25 protein-coding genes and 5 pseudogenes are annotated in these 20,065 nt (G+C 54.0%); 4 read left to right on the top strand and 26 right to left on the bottom strand.

Annotated elements, in window-relative coordinates; translation table 11 throughout:
- Positions 1-36 precede the first annotated feature (36 nt).
- Positions 37-843: pseudogene (locus tag KGP22_RS23245) on the top strand (IS3 family transposase); the annotation flags it as partial.
- A gap of 73 nt (positions 844-916) precedes the next feature.
- Here the strand turns inward: KGP22_RS23245 and KGP22_RS23240 are convergent.
- From KGP22_RS23240 to KGP22_RS23225, 4 genes are all read right to left on the bottom strand, one after another.
- A complete protein-coding gene (locus KGP22_RS23240) occupies positions 917-1,234 on the bottom strand; it encodes a hypothetical protein (RefSeq protein WP_123061047.1) in 318 nt (105 codons plus the stop codon).
- Positions 1,231-1,437 carry a hypothetical protein gene (locus tag KGP22_RS23235; protein WP_123061046.1) on the bottom strand — a complete coding sequence of 69 codons (207 nt, stop codon included), beginning with the start codon at positions 1,435-1,437 and terminating at the stop codon, positions 1,231-1,233. The genes KGP22_RS23240 and KGP22_RS23235 overlap by 4 nt, the downstream gene beginning before the upstream one ends.
- Positions 1,438-1,549: 112 nt before the next feature.
- The gene (locus tag KGP22_RS23230) at positions 1,550-1,825 is read right to left on the bottom strand and encodes a Txe/YoeB family addiction module toxin (RefSeq protein ID WP_123061045.1); all 276 of its coding nucleotides are present in this window, start codon (positions 1,823-1,825) and stop codon (positions 1,550-1,552) included.
- Positions 1,806-2,051 (bottom strand): type II toxin-antitoxin system Phd/YefM family antitoxin, encoded by a 246-nt coding sequence (locus KGP22_RS23225; RefSeq protein ID WP_103061436.1) that lies wholly within the window; start codon positions 2,049-2,051, stop codon positions 1,806-1,808. Before KGP22_RS23225 ends, KGP22_RS23230 begins: the two co-directional genes overlap by 20 nt.
- 241 nt (positions 2,052-2,292) lie before the next feature.
- Between KGP22_RS23225 and KGP22_RS23220 the strand changes: the two genes are divergently transcribed.
- Positions 2,293-2,538, top strand: a complete 246-nt coding sequence (locus KGP22_RS23220; protein ID WP_123061044.1) for a hypothetical protein — start codon at positions 2,293-2,295, stop codon at positions 2,536-2,538.
- 839 nt (positions 2,539-3,377) lie between these two features.
- Here KGP22_RS23220 and traM read toward each other — a convergent pair.
- Positions 3,378-3,752 (bottom strand): conjugal transfer relaxosome DNA-binding protein TraM, encoded by a 375-nt coding sequence (gene traM, locus KGP22_RS23215; RefSeq protein WP_143345794.1) that lies wholly within the window; start codon positions 3,750-3,752, stop codon positions 3,378-3,380.
- Between the two features lie 467 nt (positions 3,753-4,219).
- Between traM and KGP22_RS23210 the strand changes: the two genes are divergently transcribed.
- On the top strand, positions 4,220-4,675 hold the full coding sequence (locus KGP22_RS23210; RefSeq protein WP_143345793.1) for a transglycosylase SLT domain-containing protein: 456 nt from the start codon (positions 4,220-4,222) through the stop codon (positions 4,673-4,675).
- Positions 4,676-4,686: 11 nt separating this feature from the next.
- Here the strand turns inward: KGP22_RS23210 and KGP22_RS23205 are convergent, their stop codons facing one another.
- From KGP22_RS23205 to ssb, 17 genes and pseudogenes are all read right to left on the bottom strand, one after another.
- Positions 4,687-5,205 (bottom strand): antirestriction protein, encoded by a 519-nt coding sequence (locus tag KGP22_RS23205; protein WP_223540708.1) that lies wholly within the window; start codon positions 5,203-5,205, stop codon positions 4,687-4,689.
- Positions 5,206-5,671: 466 nt separating this feature from the next.
- Complete coding sequence (locus tag KGP22_RS23200; RefSeq protein ID WP_143345791.1) at positions 5,672-6,502, bottom strand: N-6 DNA methylase; 831 nt, start codon at positions 6,500-6,502, stop codon at positions 5,672-5,674.
- Positions 6,503-6,544: 42 nt separating this feature from the next.
- Entirely contained in the window at positions 6,545-6,757 is a 213-nt protein-coding gene (locus tag KGP22_RS23195) for a hypothetical protein (protein ID WP_245403088.1), read from the bottom strand.
- Positions 6,758-6,896: 139 nt separating this feature from the next.
- Entirely contained in the window at positions 6,897-7,241 is a 345-nt protein-coding gene (locus tag KGP22_RS23190; protein ID WP_143345790.1) for a hypothetical protein, read from the bottom strand.
- Positions 7,242-7,287: 46 nt separating this feature from the next.
- A complete protein-coding gene (locus KGP22_RS23185) occupies positions 7,288-7,581 on the bottom strand; it encodes a hypothetical protein (protein WP_172621948.1) in 294 nt (97 codons plus the stop codon).
- 61 nt (positions 7,582-7,642) lie between these two features.
- On the bottom strand, positions 7,643-8,038 hold the full coding sequence (locus KGP22_RS23180; protein WP_143345789.1) for an ammonia monooxygenase: 396 nt from the start codon (positions 8,036-8,038) through the stop codon (positions 7,643-7,645).
- 987 nt (positions 8,039-9,025) lie between these two features.
- Positions 9,026-10,695 (bottom strand): annotated as a pseudogene (gene ltrA, locus KGP22_RS23175) (group II intron reverse transcriptase/maturase).
- Between the two features lie 554 nt (positions 10,696-11,249).
- Entirely contained in the window at positions 11,250-11,396 is a 147-nt protein-coding gene (locus tag KGP22_RS23170; RefSeq protein WP_282443092.1) for a type I toxin-antitoxin system Hok family toxin, read from the bottom strand.
- Positions 11,338-11,487, bottom strand: a pseudogene (locus KGP22_RS23165) (DUF5431 family protein); the annotation flags it as partial. The pseudogene KGP22_RS23165 and the gene KGP22_RS23170, both read right to left, overlap by 59 nt.
- Before the next feature lie 154 nt (positions 11,488-11,641).
- Positions 11,642-11,950, bottom strand: coding sequence for a hypothetical protein (locus KGP22_RS23160; protein WP_123061034.1), 309 nt, complete (start codon positions 11,948-11,950; stop codon positions 11,642-11,644).
- A 113-nt stretch (positions 11,951-12,063) separates the two neighbouring features.
- Positions 12,064-12,439: pseudogene (locus KGP22_RS23155) on the bottom strand (hypothetical protein).
- A 61-nt stretch (positions 12,440-12,500) separates the two neighbouring features.
- Positions 12,501-12,824, bottom strand: coding sequence for a theronine dehydrogenase (locus KGP22_RS23150; protein WP_123061032.1), 324 nt, complete (start codon positions 12,822-12,824; stop codon positions 12,501-12,503).
- Entirely contained in the window at positions 12,821-13,549 is a 729-nt protein-coding gene (locus KGP22_RS23145; protein WP_123061031.1) for a plasmid SOS inhibition protein A, read from the bottom strand. Before KGP22_RS23145 ends, KGP22_RS23150 begins: the two co-directional genes overlap by 4 nt.
- Positions 13,546-13,977, bottom strand: a complete 432-nt coding sequence (psiB, locus tag KGP22_RS23140; protein ID WP_223582586.1) for a conjugation system SOS inhibitor PsiB — start codon at positions 13,975-13,977, stop codon at positions 13,546-13,548. Before psiB ends, KGP22_RS23145 begins: the two co-directional genes overlap by 4 nt.
- A 42-nt stretch (positions 13,978-14,019) precedes the next feature.
- Positions 14,020-16,029: a ParB/RepB/Spo0J family partition protein gene (locus tag KGP22_RS23135; RefSeq protein WP_223582584.1), complete on the bottom strand. Its 2,010-nt coding sequence runs from the start codon at positions 16,027-16,029 to the stop codon at positions 14,020-14,022.
- A gap of 75 nt (positions 16,030-16,104) precedes the next feature.
- Entirely contained in the window at positions 16,105-16,338 is a 234-nt protein-coding gene (locus tag KGP22_RS23130) for a DUF905 domain-containing protein (RefSeq protein WP_143345785.1), read from the bottom strand.
- Between the two features lie 47 nt (positions 16,339-16,385).
- A complete protein-coding gene (gene ssb / locus KGP22_RS23125; protein ID WP_123061027.1) occupies positions 16,386-16,943 on the bottom strand; it encodes a single-stranded DNA-binding protein in 558 nt (185 codons plus the stop codon).
- Positions 16,944-17,223: 280 nt separating this feature from the next.
- Between ssb and KGP22_RS24295 the strand changes: the two are divergent.
- Positions 17,224-17,366 (top strand): annotated as a pseudogene (locus KGP22_RS24295) (hypothetical protein); the annotation flags it as partial.
- Between the two features lie 408 nt (positions 17,367-17,774).
- Here KGP22_RS24295 and KGP22_RS23115 read toward each other — a convergent pair.
- The 4 genes from KGP22_RS23115 to KGP22_RS23100 form a co-directional block, all read right to left on the bottom strand.
- Complete coding sequence (locus tag KGP22_RS23115; RefSeq protein WP_123061026.1) at positions 17,775-18,281, bottom strand: antirestriction protein ArdA; 507 nt, start codon at positions 18,279-18,281, stop codon at positions 17,775-17,777.
- A 410-nt stretch (positions 18,282-18,691) separates the two neighbouring features.
- A complete protein-coding gene (locus KGP22_RS23110) occupies positions 18,692-19,108 on the bottom strand; it encodes a DUF1380 family protein (protein ID WP_123061025.1) in 417 nt (138 codons plus the stop codon).
- 48 nt (positions 19,109-19,156) lie between these two features.
- Positions 19,157-19,381, bottom strand: coding sequence for a hypothetical protein (locus KGP22_RS23105; protein WP_223582582.1), 225 nt, complete (start codon positions 19,379-19,381; stop codon positions 19,157-19,159).
- Positions 19,378-20,058, bottom strand: coding sequence for a DNA methylase (locus KGP22_RS23100; protein WP_123061023.1), 681 nt, complete (start codon positions 20,056-20,058; stop codon positions 19,378-19,380). Before KGP22_RS23100 ends, KGP22_RS23105 begins: the two co-directional genes overlap by 4 nt.
- Positions 20,059-20,065 lie beyond the last annotated feature (7 nt).

Here is a 20,065-nt window from a genome sequence, read left to right as displayed (position 1 = left end):
TTTACACCACCTTGACGGACTCGACCCAGAGTCCCAGAGTTCAGTATCAAAGCCATGTGCCGGGTGCTGCGCGTGGCCAGGAGTGGCTGGTATTCATGGTGTCTGCGCCGTCATCAGACTAACCGGCGACGGCAGTCCGTCTGGTCTGTGATGCCGCTGTCCGGCAGGCGTTCAGTGATGCAAAACAGCGGTATGGTGCACCGCGTCTGGCTGATAAATTGCCCCGGTACAACATCAGAACCATCGCCGCCAGCCTGCGTCGTCAGGGGCTTCGTGCAAAAGCAGCGCGTAAGTTCAGGCCGGTCAGCTACCGTAAGCATGGTCTGCCGGTATCAGAGAACCTGCTGAAGCAGGATTTTTACGCCAGCAGGCCGAACCAGAAATGGGCTGGTGACATCACGTACGTACGGATGAGGGCTGGCTGTATCTGGCGGTCTGTGGTCCAGGGCTGTCATTGGCTGGTCGATGTCGCCAAGAATGACGGCACAACTCGCGTGTGATGCGCTACAGATGGCACTGTGGCGACGTAAGCGACCGGAAAATGTCATCGTCCATACGGATCGTGGCGGGCAATATTGTTCAGCGGATTATCAGGCATTGCTGAAACGGCATAATCTACGCGGGAGCATGAGCGCCAAAGGGTGTTGTTACGACAATGCCTGCGCGGAAAGCTTCTTCCATTCGCTGAAGGTGGAATGTATCCATGGAGAGCGCTTTATCAGCCGGGAATTAATGCGAACGGCGGTGTTCAATTATATCGAGTGTGATTACAATCGGTGGCGTCGTCACAGTGCCTGTGGCGGACTCAGCCCGGAACAATTTGAAAACCAGAACCTCGCTTAGGGCGGTGTCCACATTATCTGGGTAAGATCACATTGCCCCCTGCGCCTGTGGCGCCAGATATTCGAATTCGGACTCATATCCCCTCTCCCGTTACGTTATTCCTGAACCAGTAGCAGACCGGCCCGTCGCAGGTATCATGGACTGACCCCAGGAACCAGCCGTCATCGTCCGGCGGTTCGGGTATCCAGCCCCGCGCATCCGGTGCCTCATCAGTGAATCCGGCTGCAAAGGCCTCAGGTGCCTCATCCCGCATGGTCATCACGAAGCACGCCAGCCCGTGGGTTCTCAGCCAGTAACGAAGTTCTCCCGGAGTTTCACAACCGCTGCGGACAAGCGCAGGATGCGTCGAGTATCCGTGTTCATCGCGTTCTGCATCGACGGGAACAATCATTTTCCGCCCTCCCTGAGTTCAGCACGTTCATCCGCCGCGTCCGTCCCTGAAAAGGACTTATCGCCATCGTGTTGGGGTTCTACGCCGGAAACCTGGATTTTTCCGAAACCAGTAACGGCGAGGGTTGTCACATAAACGACCAGTTGAGTGACAATCATTAAGACAACGATTTTAATGCTGAAGCCTGTCACATAACCCGTCATTCAACGCCATGCAAATCTGAGGAGCTTTAGGTTTGGTGACGAAATTTTCTGGGATTCCGGCGTAGAAAACCATGTGAATAAAGCCCGCATCAAACGGGCTTTATTGGCTTTGCTATTTGTCACCATAGTGATAACGGGCTGCGTAGATGATGATTTCTCCGCTCTTGATTGAATAGACCAGACGGTGACTCTGATCAATCCGGCGGGAATAGAGCGCCGGATCTTTGTGGTGCCGCAGCCGTTCGGGTTTTCCGATACCTGTCAGCGGATCAGCCTCGATGCTGCGCAACAGCTGCCGGATACGCTCAAACTTCTTTTTGTCAGTATCACGCCAGTAGCTAAGGTCATCAGCTCCGTTCCTGGTGAACTTAATATTCCACTTCGACAAATTCGCCGCGCTCCGCCTGTTTCATTGACTCATTGATATGCGCGGCGTTCGCCGGATTGCTGAACAGATAGACCGTTTCGATTAGCGCCTCATACTCTCCTGCATCGATCATAACAATATCAGGTGCGTCACGACGCATGACGCGTACAGGTTCAGCATCATCAGTGACGCGCTTCATGGTGTCAGCAAAATGTTTACGGGCATCAGTAAAATTGATTGCATGCATGTTGTTAGCTCCCATTTTTGGGCTTAGTATATAACACGTACGCAAATAAGTACACATTAGCATTCCATAACGACGAATTCACTATGTAAATTGGCTGGTGTTTTGTTGGCCGCTTAACGGCGGTCACTGTTCCACTGAGCCTCAACCCCCAACACCCCATCATACATCTGGCAGGACTTAACCAAAATGTATCCATATGGCATAAGATGTTATGTAAGAAAGCAGCACAGCGGAGGACACCATGAAACGCCAGAAACTGACTGAATATGAATCCCGCCGCCTGGCAGACGCGATTGCAGCTGAGGTCAGGGCTATGGGATTACACGGCAGGGTAAGGATGCCTCAGGAGACAAGACGCCGCATCCGGGAACAGGTACTGAAAATCATTCTTGCTGAACGGGAAGCGGACAAAAAACGGGAAGCGGCACAGGCGCAGGGTCTCGAACCAGAAGACACCTTCAGCTGGCGGCCACAGCGTCGCCGGTGACGGTGATGGAAACGGAGACCATTGAACATAACGTCCTCTTGCGCGCACAGCTAAAACGGAATGAGAGCGTTTCCGGGGTCAGACGGGCGAAAGTCGTGGCTGTTAAACCGAAAAACCACCGGAAACGCGCCCGGTAAATTTTAACCGTCTGCATGACCATGCAGCAAGATGAATGGCAATCTTTTCCTGCGTAGTCTTACGCTTACGAAGCTCCAGCCCCAACAGTATTCCTATCACCTCAAAATTAGAACCAGTATTAGACATATGTTTAAACCTATCTCTTATTTTAAGATACATCTACTGTCTGGTGTTTCTTGGGGACGCCCCATGAAGTACATTTATCCGCTTTTATCGTCCTGTTATTCGTAAGCGTAAAGCCAGCGCCGTATGTAGCCATTAAGCAAGTACTGGTAACTTAGATGCCCACCTGTTACAGACGGACATCTAAATATGGAAACCCAATCCTGACGAAAAGAACCCTGAAAGAATTATTGGGGTTTGGGGAGTAGTGGAACCAAAAAGACGGTTAAGCGGTTCAATTGAATGGTCAATAACAGGTAAATCAATCTGTTGAGAGCCACTGCGTCTTTTGCTCCGCAAACGGCCAGGATGGGTATAGTTAATTTGGCTATCGTAAAAGAGGTGGCTAAAAATGGCAATATGCGATGTAAATTGGCTGGTTAATTTTTGGCTATTTAAAATGACCGCTTAACGGTGTTTACTGTTCCGTTGCTCCCGAAACCCCAACAACATCTAACACATCATTCACGACTCAATAAAACCAAATTCTTTAAAATAGCATCTAAATACACCCCTCGCAGAATTCCCTAAACATTACCTTACGCATCCGGAAAGAAAATACCAACGCTTTCTTTAGCAACCTTATCAATAAATAGCTTAATAGTTTTTGCGTCAAATTTACCACTAGCTACAGGCTCCTCACTAAGCATATTCATTTTCAAAATTTCACTACACATAGCCCTGACTCTAACCATACTTTCCAGCATAACCTTGTTGTACTCCATCTGGTTAAAACCGCCTTCCTTCATTTCTCTCTGAATACGATAAACTCTGAGCCCTAGCTCAACTAACATGGAAGTTATTGACGAAACTGTTGCATCAGTCTCCGTTGCTCCTTCCTGCCTGCGCTCAGTAATAATCGCATCTATTTCTTCCCTGACCTGATTACTGACAAATGTTTGTATCCGTGGCATTCTTTGCTTTTCCTTACAGATTTAGAATCTTATTAAAATATAAATTCGGAAAATTATCCATAGTATGTTCAGAGTATATCATTTATTTTTGCAGAGTATAGTAACGAGTACACCCCCTCGAAAAACCAGAGTATACCCTAGAGTACACTCTATCTATCTAATTGATTTTAAATGCATAGTATAACAAGAGTATATCAAGCACTCTAATTATACTCTGCATAGAGTATATATATACTCTATGCATCAATGATGCAAATGACTTTGCAGTCTTTAAAAAACCATAACAGCATGATTTCAAAGAAAAATCAGGCAAGATGCAATCTTGCGACGGGTGTGGGACTTTGAAGTTAAGAAGCAGGTTTAGACAAAATTGTCCGCCGGGCAGGATTCCGCATATTCCGGCATTGCCGTTTTTTATCGGAAATGGCACTCTAGACATGGGATATGACAGATATGGAATATTGCAGATGAAGAACGTTCTTCTCGCTGGATTACTCGTGGTTACCTCTCCAGCCATTGCTCAGGACTGTTTTGATATGGCGGGAAGGGATTACCATATTGAACCTGATTTATTGCGTGCAATCTCTTTCAGAGAGTCATCATGGCGCCCTGATGCAATGAACGTTGTCAGCAATCAAAGTTACGCTGTCGGTATGATGCAAATACACTCGCAGAATTTTTCGCATCTGGCTCAGTATGGGATCACGGCTGGTAATCTTTACAGAGATCCCTGCATGAATATCTATACGGGTGCCTATTATCTCGCAATTGCTTTTAAGCGCTGGGGATACTCCTGGAGGGCAGTAGGAGCTTATAATGCAGGCTTTCGTGAAACGGAGGCGCAGGAGAGGAAACGCCAGAAGTACGCAGAGGAAATCAGAGCTATTTATAACGGAATCAAAAAAAATGCGTCACCTGAATGACGCATCAGCTGTTAATCAATAGCACGCCATATCAGTTCGCGTTCCGGGTGCTGAATAATGCTGACATAATCCTTTAGCGCATCCTGACGGGCGATGAGATGATTAAGGACCGTGGCATATTCCGGCCCCATACCTACCACCTTCCATGATAGCCAGTTCATTATCATCAGGGTAGAAATAATTCCTGCTGCATCAGCACTGACTTCTGCCTCAAAGTAATTACCGGGAATAACCATGTTATAGCGCTGTTCACCTTCTGGTGCGATATATCCTGTTTGTGCGGTGGTGAACCTGACACAGTTCGGAGCCACGTTTCCGCCAGTACCCTGCGGAATAATCCAGTAATTCCAGAAACCACCATCATAATCTGAATGCTGACGTAACCAGCTGGCAATCATGTTATCAGCAGAAGGCGTAAAAAAGAGCGCGGGAATAAAATCAAGACGTTCATCTCCATCTGTAACACAGTAGCGCTTGCGTTCATCGATTTTAAATTGTTCGGCTGATGCTAAAAGCAGCCCTCCGCGAATTGATGAAATCGGGAGATAGTCACACAAGGAGAATGCACACCTCCCGGAACGTAAAATCGGCGCAAGACGAATTACCGTTACGGACATCAGAGCGGCGGTAATTTATTACCGCCACGGTGAAAGCGGCGCATCCTTTCAGGATGCAGCAAGCGTGATTTTGAATTTGCGTCAGGATGGACGCCCGAAGGGCAGAGACAGCTTGCTGGCTCTGTTCACGACGTGCCGTGTCCCTTCAGGGACGACGCCCGGACTAATATTTATTATTTTCAACGCAAGGAATAAATAGCAGATAAGATAAACAGCAGTATGCCGGATGAAATATCACAGGTCTTCATAACTAATAATGAGAAACCCACGCGACGGAGTAATATGGGCGGCGCGTAGCGCTGCCGGTATTACTCTGCGCCGCAGGCGCGCGGCCTTTGATGCCACGAAAGGCAGGGTATTCCCCTGCCCTTCAGGCTAGTTATGCAGCTTTATTCATGGATCGCATAAATTGGCGCATGGCATTAATTCGGCGCTGATCCTCCAGGCGCTTCTCAAAGTTGTTGATATAGTACACCGGCGTATACCTGACCCTGTTAAGCTGCATCGTCAGCGTATTGCCCGTGATCACCTCAGCAGGAATACCCAGCAGGGATAGCTGGATAAAGGCCATATCCGCCGCGATCGGATCAATATCGATGCAGCTACCGAACATGTGCTCAGACGGGTTATAGCCCGCCTCCAGCAGATATTCCGCATACGCCACAATCATCCCCGCCGCACCGCTTGCCGGATCGCTGACGGTCACGAATCCCTCACGGCGTATCGTTTCGTCGACGTCCGGCATCAGCAGCCTCGCCAGCAGTGACTGGACGTGATACGGCGTGAAATATTGCCCGTTCCGGTCGTCGCCCAGCTCAAGCTCCATGAAGATCGCACCGAGAAAGTCGTGAAATTTCGCCTCCAGCGCGCAGACCATAAGGCAGAAAAGCGTATGCATATTGCTGATATCGCTCTCGCCGTACTTCGAACAGATTTCACGGCTGCGCTCAATGTTCTCCGGCGTTCTTATCCGCGCCATATCCAACTCGCTGGCCGCCAGCGTGATAAAGTCGCTGAACACCTCCCAGCGGCGCAGCTGGCGGGCGGTATCCCTGAACACGCTGATAAACTGGTGCCGTGCTTCGTCAGTGCTCATCATCCGGTGCGGTATCGTCGGCGCGTTCACGGCTGGCAATACGGGTTTCGCGGGTGTTAAGGGTGCGGCCGCTTTCGCCTGGTCAAAAAAACAGGCAAAACTGAGTTGAGACATATTTCCTCCTCAAATGCCGCCCCCTGCGGGGCGGCTCCTCCGTCAGTTAAATGCCCGCTTCATCTCGAGCGTGCGTAACACCTGCCCCCACTCACTCCCGCGCATGGCAGGAATACGAACGGCGCGCCTCTTCTTCCGGCAGTGCGTTATGTGACGACCCAGCGCCCGCATTTCGGCGCTGATTTCGTCACGGTCGATATCACTGCGTTTAATGCGCACCTGTTTTTTTACGGGTGCGTTTTCCGCCTCAAGCATCTGGACATACAGGGCGGTCGGTGTAACAATTGACGCTCTTCTGAAATGATTCATAGATGTTTCCTTTTAGTTGAGGCCGGATTCATCGTTCCCAGGCGAATAAATCCGGCGGGATATGGCAGACGAAAGTCTGCCTTTTTCATATCTGGCGCTGCATTTCCTCCTTAACGCGGGCCAGGATCTCCGCGTGGTTAAGGCTGCTGTAGTCGCGCATCCGGTAATAACGGATACCGATCCGCGCATAGATTTCGGTCACGTTGCCGCAGACCATCTCCGCCAGCATAAAGGTTTCACACTCGCCGTTCTCACTGCTGCGCCAGTTCATCGGGTACATCAGCCCCAGCGCATCATGGAAGGCGTGGACGTCAATTTCGACGGGCGCTGCGATATACGATTTTTCGCGGCTCAGCCAGTATTCACGCTCTGCCTCACTGGTCGCGTAAATACCCGCTTCAGCGCAGGATTCGGTCAGATTTAAGTGCATGGTTTATCTCCTTCTGGTTTATGGCGCCTGAATGTCGCCGCTGTGGTTAATCGTCAAACGTGATGCCGGAAAATTGAGCCATCAGGTTCAGCATGTCGGCTATATCGTCAACTTTCTGCTGAATGGCAGGTGTTGCCTTAACGATGCGCATCACCGTTGCTTTCAGCTCGTCCATACCGCTGTTTTCCGCTTCACCCAGCGCCGTTTTATCGGTGTTGCTCTGGTACTTCAGCAGGGCTTTGCTGACCTTGTTTTGCAGGCTCTCAAGCCCGCTGAGCGCGCTTTTCTCCCATGCGTCGAGGCTGAATGTGCTGTTCGCATTACCGTTGCTGATGCTCATGATGTCTCTCCGATGTAACTGGCGGCATCCCCTGCCGCCGTGTTTAGTCAGGCCAGTGCACTCACTCTGCGAGCATGGCGTATTCAAAGTTCATGCAGTTTTTCAGGCTCTTGTTCGCATACGTCCACGCCGCCATCCCCGTTGCACCGTATAACCGGACGGCGTGAGCCTGAGCCTGTAACCACGGCTGTACGACATGGAACGACAGCAGCGGCTTATCACGCATCCAGTTGAGCACGCCCTCGTCCCAGACGTTTTTGCTCATGGCGCAAAGGATGTTGCAGACTTCTTCCGCCTCGTCGGCCTCTGACAGTTGCAGGTTCCAGACCTGACACAGCTCCAGCAGGTATGACTTTTGCTCTGCGATAACACAGGCCAGACGGACTTTCGGGTCTGTACCCCATCTTCCGGTAGATTCTTGAGCGGCGGTTTTGACGTTGACGTTTCGTGTGTGCATCCTGGTTTTCTCCTGTGGTGATGGTTGTCCATCTCCCTGGTGAGTTCTCTCGCGGCAAGGGCCGAGTAGCAACGGCGGGGCGGCAGGAGAAGGGCGGAGACAAAAGTTTTTGCGCCCCGCAAAAAGTTTTGGCGGAGTGCATTTCACCCTTCGGATGACGACCCGACGGTGCTACGAATAGCCCTCCGCGTGAGGACGCACGGGAGATAGCTTCACCGGGAGAACAGGATGCACACACCCGACACGTCGGAACGGCGTGGCGCCATTAAAGCGACGGCATCAGCCGGCGCGGTGAAGGCGTTCCGGACGGCACGGCCGGAGAAGCCGCAGCCCCTGACCTTCGCCATCAGACCCTAGCCGTATGGCACGAACCCCGAAGGGGTTCGGCGGAGCCCGGCGGGTGCGTCAGCGGCCGCCCTGGCGGAGTGGGGCTCGACGACCGGACAGCAGCGCTGGCCGGGAGCCGAAGGGGGACATCGCCCTGCCCTGTTTTCGGTTTATGGCCACGGAGCTGCAGCTGAGAAAGTTAACCAGCAGGACGCCGGATATGACACCCGGGATGAAGAACACAGGGAAAACAATGCTGAAGCCAGGTACAGGCAGGTAACTCATGGCGCTCTGACTTCAGCAAATCAGGCAGGAAAGGCTGGAGTGTGGACAAGGCGGAGGGAGCAGAGGGGCAGCGCCGGAGGCGCGTCCCCCTTCCCCTGTTCCCCGGAGGGGAACAGCCCTTCCCAGAAGTTCAGGCGTGCGGTCGCGCCAGGAAGGAAAAAGGGGCTACCATCTAACCGGTAACCCCTTCATAAAGGCGCTTCAGGCATGTCAGAGCAACTCAGCACCTGAAAAGGCGGGGGGTTCCCCCGCCTCCAGGTAGCTTACTTACCGGATGTCGGGTAGCAGCAGTGCATTGCTACACAACCGCCCCCTAAGAACGGTACGTGCGAGTTTCCCCGCATACCGCTCAAGCCTTTATAAGCTTTTGTTTCATCAAAAACCGGCTTCATTACTGTGTAACTGTCGATGGCAGTTGGGGTGCAGTAGAATCAGGTTGTCCAGACCATCATCCCCGCCCTGAGATTTCTTCAGCACATGATGAATGTTCCAGCCTGTTTCCCGGCTAATTGGTTGACTACAGTGCGGACACTGCGTACCTTGCCTTTTCCATATAGCCAATATTTTCCTTTGCCCCTGCTGAGATTCCTTCCAAGAATAATCTAACCGTTTCTCGAAATAGTTCTCCCATTCAGGTAGATAAGGATTTGCCGCCCCTTTGATTTTGATATGGCGAAAGATATTTGTGCTTCCGGCGCGATGTAAGACATACTTTTTCCCATCGTCGTCGATGCCATAAAACATCCCATGTCGCATTTTGATAGATGTATGATACTTACGAAATATCCATCGCCTACTCTTACCGGGATGCCTTCTAGCACACCATTGCCATGTCTTGCGCCAGATATGATGATCAGTAACATTGAATGCGTCCGAGGATGCAACATGCCGGTGGTAGTTAGCCCAACCTCTGATAAGGGGATTGAGTAGGTAAACCAATAACCACGACGGTACTGTTTTGTTATCCTCGATGGTGTTTCTGACCTTCCTGAGAAATGCCTTCACGTTTTTCTTCGCTGGCCTGATGACAAGTTTCCTGCCAAAGCGCCGTACGTGTTGCCCCAAGAAGTCAAACCCGTCTGTAATGTGCGTTATTACCGTTTTATCTTCCGACAGCATCAACCCTCTCTTGGAGAGGAAGGTTTTTACTACGGGGAGGACTTCACTCTCCAGAAGCTCTCTGGATTTTCCAGAGATAATGAAGTCATCGGCATATCGAACAAGATGAACCAGATTTTTCCATCCTTTCTTAGAGCGTTTCTTTCCGAAGTGCGTTTGTAATTCATTCTCCAGTCCGTCGAGTGTCATATTCGCCAATACTGGCGATATGATCCCTCCCTGAGGGGTACCAGAGATCGTCTTCCTGAAAGTGCCTTTATCAATAACTCCGGCTTTCAACCATTTTCTGAGTATTTGCTTATCCATGGGGACATTATTGAGCAACCACTCATGGTTGATGTGATCGAAACATCCTTTGATATCGCCTTCCAAAACCCATGTTGCTGCATATCGGGAACTATACATATTGCAGACCTGTTGTATCGCATCAGCCGCACTTCGCGCGGGCCTGAAGCCATAACTATTATGATCAGCGGTAGTCTCCGATACTGGTTCGAGCCCTAGCAGATATAGAGCTTGCATGGCTCTGTCTTGCATCGTGGGAATGCCTAAGGGTCTTGTCTTACCGTTAGATTTTGGTATGTTTACCCTCTTCAAAGGTAGAGGTTTATAACCTTGTCTTTTGAGTCTGGGTATCGCTTCCCATTTCGCTTAGGGGTGTTCCAGATCTTTCCATCGACACCGGGTGTTTTTCGCCCGCTGTTTTCAGTAACTCTCTTCACTGCCAATGCTCTGGCACTGAAAGAGTGAATCAGTAAGCGTTGCAGTTTTTTCACCTTACGCCACTGCTGATTTCCTGTAGCCTTCGCGATCCTAGTTTGTAAAGTTCTAACGTAGCGGTGGCATTTTCTCCAATCAATGGAGTGCCAGCCTTCTTCGCCGATGGCCGCAGTTACGCAATTGATCGTAATATTCTTACCTGCCATCCCTGAGAACCCTTACAACTTATCCGCGATTAAAGACCTGATGGAAGTCTGCCCGGTTTCCCGACGAGGCAAATTTTGAACCTCTATCCAAACGATTACAGTTTGGCTTTCGCTTTTTCCATCTTCCTATACCCGCACTCCCATCAGCTCATCTTACGATTCACCTGCCACTAGGGCGGCAATACGGGCTTACCAAGTTCCGACCAACATACAGACGAGCGGGTTAGGTTCTGTCTATCCGCCGGGGGAGTTATAGTCCATGTGTTCCCACTACGAACAGGAACAACCATACCCCTTACCTTTTGGTGCAAGCCTATCAGCATCTTTGGCTTGTTGCATGTCACGACGTTTATCGACAGTTCACTATGTTAACCATACCGCTCAGCCTAGCGCTCTCGCCGCGTGATGCTTGCAGCGATCAGATCCTCTCACGATTAACTGATGCGGTAATTGCTGAGCTACATTGTTCCAAGGGCTTCAGACAGAGCCGTCACCCGCTCTGCCTGCCTCAGTAGGCTACAACTAATGGAATAGTTGGTTTTGTATAAAAGATATCAAAACAATATGTTGGACGACTTCTTGTCGCACTCGTAGGCCATAAAAGCCGCCACCTCCCTGTTCGTGTCCCTGTACCGGATTTCGCAGAGCGATTTTCGGGTCAGGTAAGTGAATATCAGCAGTGTGAGACACACTATCAACACGCACCAGAGCAGGGTACTTCGCGGCAGTTTCATAGCTGACTTCTCCTTGCCTTTCGGCAGGTAAGCGGCTAATCTGATGTTGTTCAGGCATACAGACTAAGCCTCGTGGGTTAATGAAAATTAACTACGGGGCTTTCTGCTTTCTGCCGCACAACACGGTAACAAACCACCTTCACGTCATGAGGCAAAAAGCCTCAAGCGCCACGTCGATTATACCGGGCAGATGCTCTTTCTGACCAGGAATATCATCGAGCTATGAGCCAACCAACGGCACGAATAAGCAGGCAGAACATGTAAAAAATGACCGTTGCAGTAAACATCCCGATGAGTATCGCCTGAGACACTTCAGGAGCACCTGACCACATACCGTCACTCCTGAACACCAGGAATGAAAATAACGCACCGAGTCCGGCAAGAGACAAAAACTGAAGAATAAATGCCCGCTTCCGGGTCATAACAACACTGATGATGAGATATCCATATCCTGCGCTAATTACGGCTATTAAAACAAACATTCGCAAAAAATGAGTAAAGGCATACTGAACTTCTGTCATAACTGATTTCCATTCCGGGTGAGTTTCGGTGATACCAGCCAGTTCATTAGCCAGGCCAGCATCATCAGCATTCTGGCAGAATAGGGCACTGCATTATCCTGGCAACATTCAGGTTAACGGTTCCTGATATGTACCAGGATACCACACAGAATGACAATCCCTGCCAGCAGAGCCATGTCTGGAATTAGGATATCGAAAGCGCTACTGACCAGTTCATCCGGATTGTGATCCCCCCAGATTGCCAGTCCGTATCCAACCCCCCAGACAAAAAATGCCAGCCCCGCAGCCAGAACTCCCAATTTAAAAAGAAAGAAAAGCACGTTGTCCAGCTTACCAGGCGGATCGTGCCAGGTGATAACCATCGAGACCAGGGCACAGATTGCCCCCCCCGATATAGTAAGCCTTGCTTCCGAACATCTCCGGCGCACCGAAGTCTATGATCATCGTTAACAGGCCATTTAACAGCGTGACCAGTATCCAGTATCTCATCTGTAAATTATCCTTTTTAATACCCTGCCGACCCTGTTTCCGGCAAAGTAAAATATCATACTCAATGAGGCGACTTTCCCCGAAAATACTCAGGCCGTGTCATCATTTCCCGCTCAATGAGTTCATCAGCAAACAGCGGCGCAATCCGGTTCACGCGACGTTCCAGATTCCGCCGACGGGCAGCCGCTTTTCGTTCATCACTCCAGCGTCTTATCTGCCTTTCATCCAGAAAATCGACACACACCGCATACCCTGCTCCCGCCACCCAGAGAGCCATCACCGATTCAGGGGCGGGCTTCCCTGCCTCCACCACTTCTGACGCCAGCTCTGGTTCACCGGGGCAGGGAAAGGGACGCTTCCAGCGCAGTGAGTAACGCCACTTCATACACGGCTCCGTGCTGTCAGCTTGTTCGGAACCATCCAGCGCTCCAGCTGCCTGACAGACTCAGTGCTTTCCCGCGCCAGTGCATCCGTTTCGGCCATCACCGTCCAGAACGGCTGGTTCTCCGTCATCCAGCGCTCCATTGGCTCCAGCGACGGGAAACGCTCGCTCCAGCGCCAGAACATCTCCTCCAGGTCGAACTGGCACAGTTCAGTCCCCGACCAGCGTGCGCTCCAGCTGCTGACCGTTTGCGGGGTATGGAATGCCAGCTCAATCTCCGCCTGCCCTGCCAGCGCCTGATACGCTGTTTCGTGCTGGCACGCTTCCTTACGGCGCTGGCGGGTGTATTTTTCATCCCGCAGGGCGTCCTGACAGCGAACCCGCTCGGTCTGCTGAAAGGCCACCTCCGGAAAGAGGCGCTGACCGGCACCGACAGGAAGCGGCAGCCAGCAACACGTCCCGCGGCTTTCAATCAGGGCATCGATGGCACTGAGCCAGCTGTCCCTGCTGCCCCGCAGCTCCCGCGCCGTCAGCACCGGCGCAAAATAATGGATTTCCCTGAGAGTGATGCGCGAGCTGCCCGTGAGCCGCCGGAAAAAGGCGCTGGCATACGGGTACATCATGGACACCGCGCCGCGCGACCGCCTGCGCTCAACCTCGGCGATGGCTTCCATCGCGGCGCGTCGCTCAGGGCTGAAGGGAACCAGAGAGAGATGTGAAGGGATCATACCGCGCCCTCCGCTGCCAGAATGCTGATGATGCTGGCCTGACTGTATCCGTCCGCATCGAGACGCGCCGTCAGGCTGACGGTGTGGCTGACAAACTCCGGCTGGTAGTCGCTCAGGGTACGAATAACGGAGAACGGGCGAACGCTGGCGGGAACGAACACCACCATCCAGACGGGACTGATGCCACCGGGACTGCATACGGCAAGATGATACTGCCCGTGGGAAGGGGTGAAGCGGATTTGCACCGGGAAGAAGCCGCCGAACTCGCTGCGGTACTCGCCGTTCATGCCCCAGCTTTCAGGGCAGGACAGGTCACGCATGACGGCGTGGGTCAGTTCGCGGCGGTAGTCCTCACCGCTGTCGCGCCAGTCCTCAAACTCATCACAGGACATCGTTTTCAGTACATCGGGGGTCAGAATAGTGCGCATACGAATCTCCTTATCGCCGCCCCGCAGGGCGGCGCTCCGTTATCAGGCGGCGTGTGCCGTGTTGGTGGTATCGTTGTCAGTGGTGTCGGTATCTGAAACAGCGTCGTCAGCACCGGATTCAGGCGCTGGCTCAGGTCCTTTCAGCCATGCCGGAACCCAGCGGGTGTGCTGCATGAAGTGCTCCGCATGTGCTGCGGCGTCGCCCTTCTTCATCTTCTCCGCGTCACCCGCCGCGCCCGTCAGCCCCGCCTCTTTCAGGGAGGCGACAATCTGCGGATGTTTCAGGCTGCCGAAGTAGTTGTCCTTCGTCGGCTGCCACCAGTCGCGCAGGTGGAACCCGATTGCCGCCTCGACCGCATCGAGTGGACTTCGGGAGGTATGCCCCATATCGCGGGTCTGAACCCCGTCAACGGAACAGGCGGTGCAGAAGGCCATAAATGACATGAGAGCCTCCCCGCTCAGGGTAAAGAAGGTAGTGAAGTCCTTCTCCCAGCCTTCCGGCAGCAGGGCTTTCAGACGTGCTTTCTCGGTCATCAGGAGGTCAAACGCTGCGCCGCCCTTACCTGAGGGGGCATTTTCCGTCAGGCTGCTGTGTGAGACCGTCAGGCTGATGCGGAACGGGTGCGTCGTGGTCAGACAGCCGGAAAAGACGCAGGTACACATGCGCCAGACCATCAGCGCCACCGCCTTTTCGGGCTGCTGCATCAGCGCCGCCTGTAATGCCAGCGTACGCTCGGAGGTCATTTTCGTGAGCAGCGGGACGCTGATCCCCTCTGCGACGTCGGGCTGGCGTGAGGTGAACGGCACCGTTACGCTGCCAGATTCGGTCTCTTCCGGCATATCTGCTTTCAGGCGCACACCGCGCTGCACGTACACCTGCCCTTCGTACAGGCTGACCATCACCCCCGTGCCGGACTTCATGTCGTCAGTCCACGCGCTGACTTCTGCCGCCTCCTGAATGGCGAGGATGTCCGCTTCGATCGCATCCGACTCGTCGCAAACGCTGTCATATGCGTCGTACTGCTCCCGCAGCGCATCAAGACGCTGCTGCTGCTCAGGGGTGTACACCGGATCGGGTTCAACAGGCTGAACGAACTCTTTACCGTCTTCGCCGTGGTACCAGATACGGGCTGCGCGTCCGCGACTCCATGCCCAGCCCTCACGCTGCTGAATGTCCAGTGCGATACGCTCCAGCTTCTCCTGCACCAGACGCTCAACCAGCACGCTGTCTGCCGTGCCGTCGCCCTCGCCCTGGCTGAACACATCTTCACGGACGTAACCCCCTGCCGCCTCGTAGGCATCGCGCCCGATAAAACGGAATTTTGTGTTGTCGGTGCGTATCTCGGTTTCGGTAATGGCGCGTTTAATCAGGTGCGCGGGGGCATTCGACCAACTGGCTTTTACACTTTCGAATACCTCAACCTGACGGGCAGGATCGTCCTCGAGACAGAGCGCCTGACACTGCTCAACGGTCAGTTCGTCCTGCGCGAGCTTATCCATCAGGGCAGGCGCAAGATTTGCCAGCTTCAGCATGCGCTGCACGTGGCGGGTGCCGAAGCCGAGCGCATCACCAATCTGCGCAGGGCTTTTGCCCTGCACTGCTAAGGTGCGGAAACCCGCGATCTGCTCGGCAGGATGCATGGCAGCACGCTGCTCGTTCTCCGCGACGGAGGCAAGGGCAGCAATGTCGTCTGAGACGCGCTTCACGGCAACGGTGTAACCGGACGGGAGACGGTTTTCTTCTGCCAGAAGCTGCATGGCGGTGAGTCGGCGGCCACCTGCGGCTACGCCGTATTTACCGTCCGAGAGAGTGTGAACAATCAGGTTCTGCAGCAGTCCGAGCGCCTCAATGGAGTCGGCAAGACCGCGAACGCTGTCCACGGAATACGGGATAGTGCGCACGTTAAAAGGTGATTTAACGAGATCGGACAGCGGAACATACTCGATGACAGCGGCCTCAAGGGCGGCTTTCAGGGCATCTTCCTGCGCCTTCGTGATTTTTTTAGTGCTGGTTTTTTTGGGTGCTTTTGCTTTAGACTCGGTTACTGACATAGTTAATACTTCGAGTGTTATTGATGATTGTCCGGCCCTGCGGAGGGACGTCTCCGGCAGGGCACCTCTTACTGCTTACTTCGTTTTACGGATACCGTAACGTTCGATGTAATGGTTTAGCCATTTCCCGGCATCCGCTTCAAAATTCCATGCGCGCCAGACCATCTCGCCATCCTTACGGACAACGAGGCGAAAGTGCGTCCCCTGGTCGTCCTCAATCGCGACATTCGCAAACTCCGCCGCCACGGCTTCGGCCTGTTCGCGGGTGAAGGTGTCATCGGGTAACGGTCCGGCGTTATAAATGCTCATGTTTTCTCCTTCAGCCCCGACAGTTGCGGGGCGTGTTCATCAGGTTTCTAGAACGGGGCATCATCATCCATCGGCGGATAGTCGTCCGGTAGCGGCTGCGGAGCCTCCTGAGACGGCGCGGCGCTCTGACGGCCTTTTCTGCCGCCCTTCGCTTTAGGGGATTTATCAGCAGTGCCAGCAGGTTGTGCCGCAGCGCCAGAGTTCTGCGGTTGTGCGGGCTGCTGCGGTGCGGCACTCTGAGCCTGACCGCCGTCACGACGCCCGCCGAGCATCTGCATGGTGCCGTTCTGCCCGACCACGATTTCGGTGACGTAACGGGTCACGTCATTGTCGTCCTGCCAGTTACGGGTACGCAGCTGGCCTTCGACATACACCTGAGCACCCTTGCGCAGGTACTCCCCCGCCACTTCCGCGAGCTTGCCGAACAGCACGACACGGTGCCATTCGGTGTTTTCGCGCATCTCTCCGGTCTGCTTATCGCGCCAGGACTCAGAGGTGGCGAGGCTGAGATTAGCCACCGCACCGCCCCCAGGCATGTAACGGACTTCAGGGTCCTGCCCCAGATTGCCCACGATGATGACTTTGTTGATTCCGCGTACTGTCATGATGAATTTTCCTTCCGGTTGTGTTGCCCTTAAAACCATCACCCGTTGAGTTGCCGGGGCCGCGGTTTTGACGTTTTGCGGGGACCTGCTGAACGCGCCCCCTGGTTGTTACCTTCACCCGTTTGAGAGCCGTTCGCCGCAGGGGCGTAAACCAGCACGGGCGATGGCGGATGTCCAGGGCGCGGTTTACCGCGTGCCATTTACCCTGGACAGCTGACAGCGACTGTGCTTGTCTCAGCCCCGGCGAAAGGACTCAGAGGGGTGAAATGACCAGGAGGAAATGAGCAGGAACCCGCCGCAACGACGGAACGCGCGGGCGCGAAACGGCGTTGCGCCTTACAGCCCGGCGTCAGTTTGCCGGGGTGCAGAAAGCGCAGGATACGGCGCGTGAAGGGCGGCGTGACCGGAACGGTCGCAGCAAGCCTGCCGTTGACGTTGCGACAGAGGGATGGAAACCCGCTGCCCCGAAGGGGCCGGGCAGAGACAGCGAAGCTGGCTCTGTGCGGAGCATGACAGCCCCGGTTCCCGCCAGGGAAGTCGCCCGCAGTCATATCGCTCAGGAAGAAAAGCCGGCAGGACAGTGATATCAACCAGTACGCCACCGGTATGGACACTATTGCCAGCGGCAACGGCAACGCAGAGATTATCACCGGAACAGAAATAACGCCGACCAGCTGCAGCACACCGGTGTTCATACCCTGACACCACAGGTACATCAGACACTGGCGGAGATGCGCGGCGCCGCAGGCGCGGCGTACTTCGCCGGCAGGCAGAGCCTGCCAGGGTTTTGCGCGCGGGCTGACAGGCGGCTGAACCGCCTGCCGGGGAAAATCAGTTGCTGAAGACGTACCCATCATGGAATACATAACCGCTGCTGAACAGGTCACGCGCCCAGGCTTCAAAATCGAAGTAGCTGCGAAGCGGCTCCGGCACCTCATTCAGCAGGCCGTTGTCCTCCACCATCTCCCGCGCGTAGTCCTCCTCGCTTTCCGCTTCGCCGCGATATGCATCATCAAACGCGTCATAGTCACACTCGCCGGTATACTCCGCCCAGGCGATAAACGCGCCCTCCCTCCCCTCTTCTTCAGCCTGTTTGAACGCGGCGATAAAATCCCAGTCGATGGAGCATTCAGAGACGAACTGCGACGGGATGCCCTCCCAGTCCTGAAACATAAATTCGGCGTCCCATTCATCGTTATGCAGCGCCTGGCAGGCCTCGTAAAAATCCTCCCTGCCGTCAAACTCTGTCAGGTCAAACCATTTGCCGTAAATGCTGCCGCAGTTGTACTTGTGATACGTGCCAACGTAGACAGCAGGCGTGGTGGTCGTAGTGCGCATAAAAATTCCTCCGTGGTCGATGTTGTCTGAGTTCCGGCTTACGCCGTGCCGACACGACAGCCCGACAGGGAGCGAAAAATGCAGGGGCGATGCATGAAGCCGCAGCGCCGGTAAACAGCGGAGAGGGTCTGGACGGTTAGCGAGCGAATATTGAGCGAGATAACGACGGGAAGAACCGCGACAAGACTTTAAACATACGGCGACCGGGTGAAGGCATCGACGTCAGTGAACCCTTGCATTTGCAGCGTTCGGGCTAGAGTAGAGGCACGGCGTAAGCCGCAGAGCGCACGAACGTCATTCACCGCGCGGCCGTAACGCCGTGGAGGTCGCGCCGGAACAGAGGAGCTGGCGACATCCTTTTGCGTTGCAGGACCGGCAGGGCCAGGATTGCTCCCGGCCCTGTGGCTGCATCAGATCCGTTCCATCAGCATTCTGACATCGTGCAGTGCCTGTTTGAGGAATTCAGGCGTGGGTCGGCCCACCTCCCATGCCTGCCCGACAAGATTTTCCAGGTCGCCTTCCTGTCGCCGCAGTACGCGCATGAGCAGCGCCGCGGGAACGCTTACCTCGCGTGCCACGGCCTCACGGTGTCGTACCAGAAGGTCGCATACGCCAGAATTTGTAACGCCTTCCCTGCGATATACAGCCATATCCGTATTACCGGTTGTTTCCATCAGCCCCTGAATCTCGGCAGGTTCCGGCTTTACATCAAGTTCACCGCAGGCGACATAAAAAGCTTCTTCGGTCCAGACCAGCAGGACCAGCGGCTCGTCGGGGGTGAACATGTTTTCGAGCCGGGTGCAGAGTTCTTCGCGTGTTCCGTACATTTTGATTCTCCTGTGTCGTTTTCTGACGGGCGTTTCCGCCCGTCCGTGTCAGTCTTTAAAGCTGGCGTCCAGCTCCAGCGCATGCCGGTATGCTTCAAGATAAAGTGCGTTGATGCGGCAAATTGTCTGGCGGGCCAGCCGTTCTGTCAGGTTCTCCGCGTCGTAGCGGTAGCGCGATTCCAGCGCATTCAGGGTGACGCGAAGGTCGCACATGCTGTTTGCCAGGGCGGCAACGTCGGCACGCAGCGCTTCGTTTCCGGCGTAATTCGTCATGCAGCCTCCGGAAGCCAGTCACCGTTGGCAGCGGGCAGGCACATTGAACGCCGGACAGCGGCCAGCCGCTGAACGCCGGCCCGGTGATACTGTTCGAGCAGCTCAATACCGATGTACCGCCGCCCGGCCTGTAGTGCGGCCACGCAGGTGGAGCCGCTTCCGGCAAACGGGTCGAGCACAATCGCACCGGGATGCGTGAAGGACTCAATCAGCGGTTGCAGGCTGGTTACGGGTTTTTCGGTCGGGTGGTGCCGGTTGCCGCTGTATTTCCAGCCCAGCACGTCCGGCAGCGGGTTTTGTGGCAGACGTGGACGGCCTTTTGCCAGCAGGTAGGCACACTCATGGCGGTAGCCCACATAGGCGGACTTCGATGTGTAGGTTTTGGTAAACACCAGGTGGCCGACAACGCTGAATCCGGCATGTTTCCAAGCAGCCATAAAGCGATCGACGCGGTTCCAGCCGTAGAAGCTCACCATCAGCGCGTCTTTTTTTAGGACGCGGTACATCTCATGGCAGGCGGGTTGCAGCCATTCATCGGTTTTATCGCCGGCGATGGTACGCCCCTGACGGTCACGAAAACCTACCAGATATGGTGGGTCGGTAAGGATGAAATCGACAGCATTATCCGGAAAGCCGGACATGATATGGACGCAGTTACCCAGGATGAAACGGGACATAATCATT

Source organism: Enterobacter sp. JBIWA005 (genome assembly GCF_019968805.1).
Lineage (GTDB): Bacteria > Pseudomonadota > Gammaproteobacteria > Enterobacterales > Enterobacteriaceae > Enterobacter > Enterobacter vonholyi.
The sequence above is the reverse complement of the archived record's forward strand: the minus strand, read 5'-3'. Positions and strand labels throughout refer to the sequence as shown.

Coding starts and splice junctions, on each gene's coding strand:
- KGP22_RS23240 (WP_123061047.1), bottom strand. CDS start 1,234: ATGATTGTTCCCGTCGATGCAGAACGCGATGAACACGGATACTCGACG.
- KGP22_RS23235 (WP_123061046.1), bottom strand. CDS start 1,437: ATGACGGGTTATGTGACAGGCTTCAGCATTAAAATCGTTGTCTTAATG.
- KGP22_RS23225 (WP_103061436.1), bottom strand. CDS start 2,051: ATGCATGCAATCAATTTTACTGATGCCCGTAAACATTTTGCTGACACC.
- KGP22_RS23220 (WP_123061044.1), top strand. CDS start 2,293: ATGAAACGCCAGAAACTGACTGAATATGAATCCCGCCGCCTGGCAGAC.
- traM (WP_143345794.1), bottom strand. CDS start 3,752: ATGCCACGGATACAAACATTTGTCAGTAATCAGGTCAGGGAAGAAATA.
- KGP22_RS23210 (WP_143345793.1), top strand. CDS start 4,220: ATGAAGAACGTTCTTCTCGCTGGATTACTCGTGGTTACCTCTCCAGCC.
- KGP22_RS23200 (WP_143345791.1), bottom strand. CDS start 6,502: ATGTCTCAACTCAGTTTTGCCTGTTTTTTTGACCAGGCGAAAGCGGCC.
- KGP22_RS23195 (WP_245403088.1), bottom strand. CDS start 6,757: ATGCTTGAGGCGGAAAACGCACCCGTAAAAAAACAGGTGCGCATTAAA.
- KGP22_RS23190 (WP_143345790.1), bottom strand. CDS start 7,241: ATGCACTTAAATCTGACCGAATCCTGCGCTGAAGCGGGTATTTACGCG.
- KGP22_RS23185 (WP_172621948.1), bottom strand. CDS start 7,581: ATGAGCATCAGCAACGGTAATGCGAACAGCACATTCAGCCTCGACGCA.
- KGP22_RS23180 (WP_143345789.1), bottom strand. CDS start 8,038: ATGCACACACGAAACGTCAACGTCAAAACCGCCGCTCAAGAATCTACC.
- KGP22_RS23160 (WP_123061034.1), bottom strand. CDS start 11,950: ATGACAGAAGTTCAGTATGCCTTTACTCATTTTTTGCGAATGTTTGTT.
- KGP22_RS23150 (WP_123061032.1), bottom strand. CDS start 12,824: ATGAAGTGGCGTTACTCACTGCGCTGGAAGCGTCCCTTTCCCTGCCCC.
- KGP22_RS23145 (WP_123061031.1), bottom strand. CDS start 13,549: ATGATCCCTTCACATCTCTCTCTGGTTCCCTTCAGCCCTGAGCGACGC.
- psiB (WP_223582586.1), bottom strand. CDS start 13,977: ATGCGCACTATTCTGACCCCCGATGTACTGAAAACGATGTCCTGTGAT.
- KGP22_RS23135 (WP_223582584.1), bottom strand. CDS start 16,029: ATGTCAGTAACCGAGTCTAAAGCAAAAGCACCCAAAAAAACCAGCACT.
- KGP22_RS23130 (WP_143345785.1), bottom strand. CDS start 16,338: ATGAGCATTTATAACGCCGGACCGTTACCCGATGACACCTTCACCCGC.
- ssb (WP_123061027.1), bottom strand. CDS start 16,943: ATGACAGTACGCGGAATCAACAAAGTCATCATCGTGGGCAATCTGGGG.
- KGP22_RS23115 (WP_123061026.1), bottom strand. CDS start 18,281: ATGCGCACTACGACCACCACGCCTGCTGTCTACGTTGGCACGTATCAC.
- KGP22_RS23110 (WP_123061025.1), bottom strand. CDS start 19,108: ATGTACGGAACACGCGAAGAACTCTGCACCCGGCTCGAAAACATGTTC.
- KGP22_RS23105 (WP_223582582.1), bottom strand. CDS start 19,381: ATGACGAATTACGCCGGAAACGAAGCGCTGCGTGCCGACGTTGCCGCC.
- KGP22_RS23100 (WP_123061023.1), bottom strand. CDS start 20,058: ATGTCCCGTTTCATCCTGGGTAACTGCGTCCATATCATGTCCGGCTTT.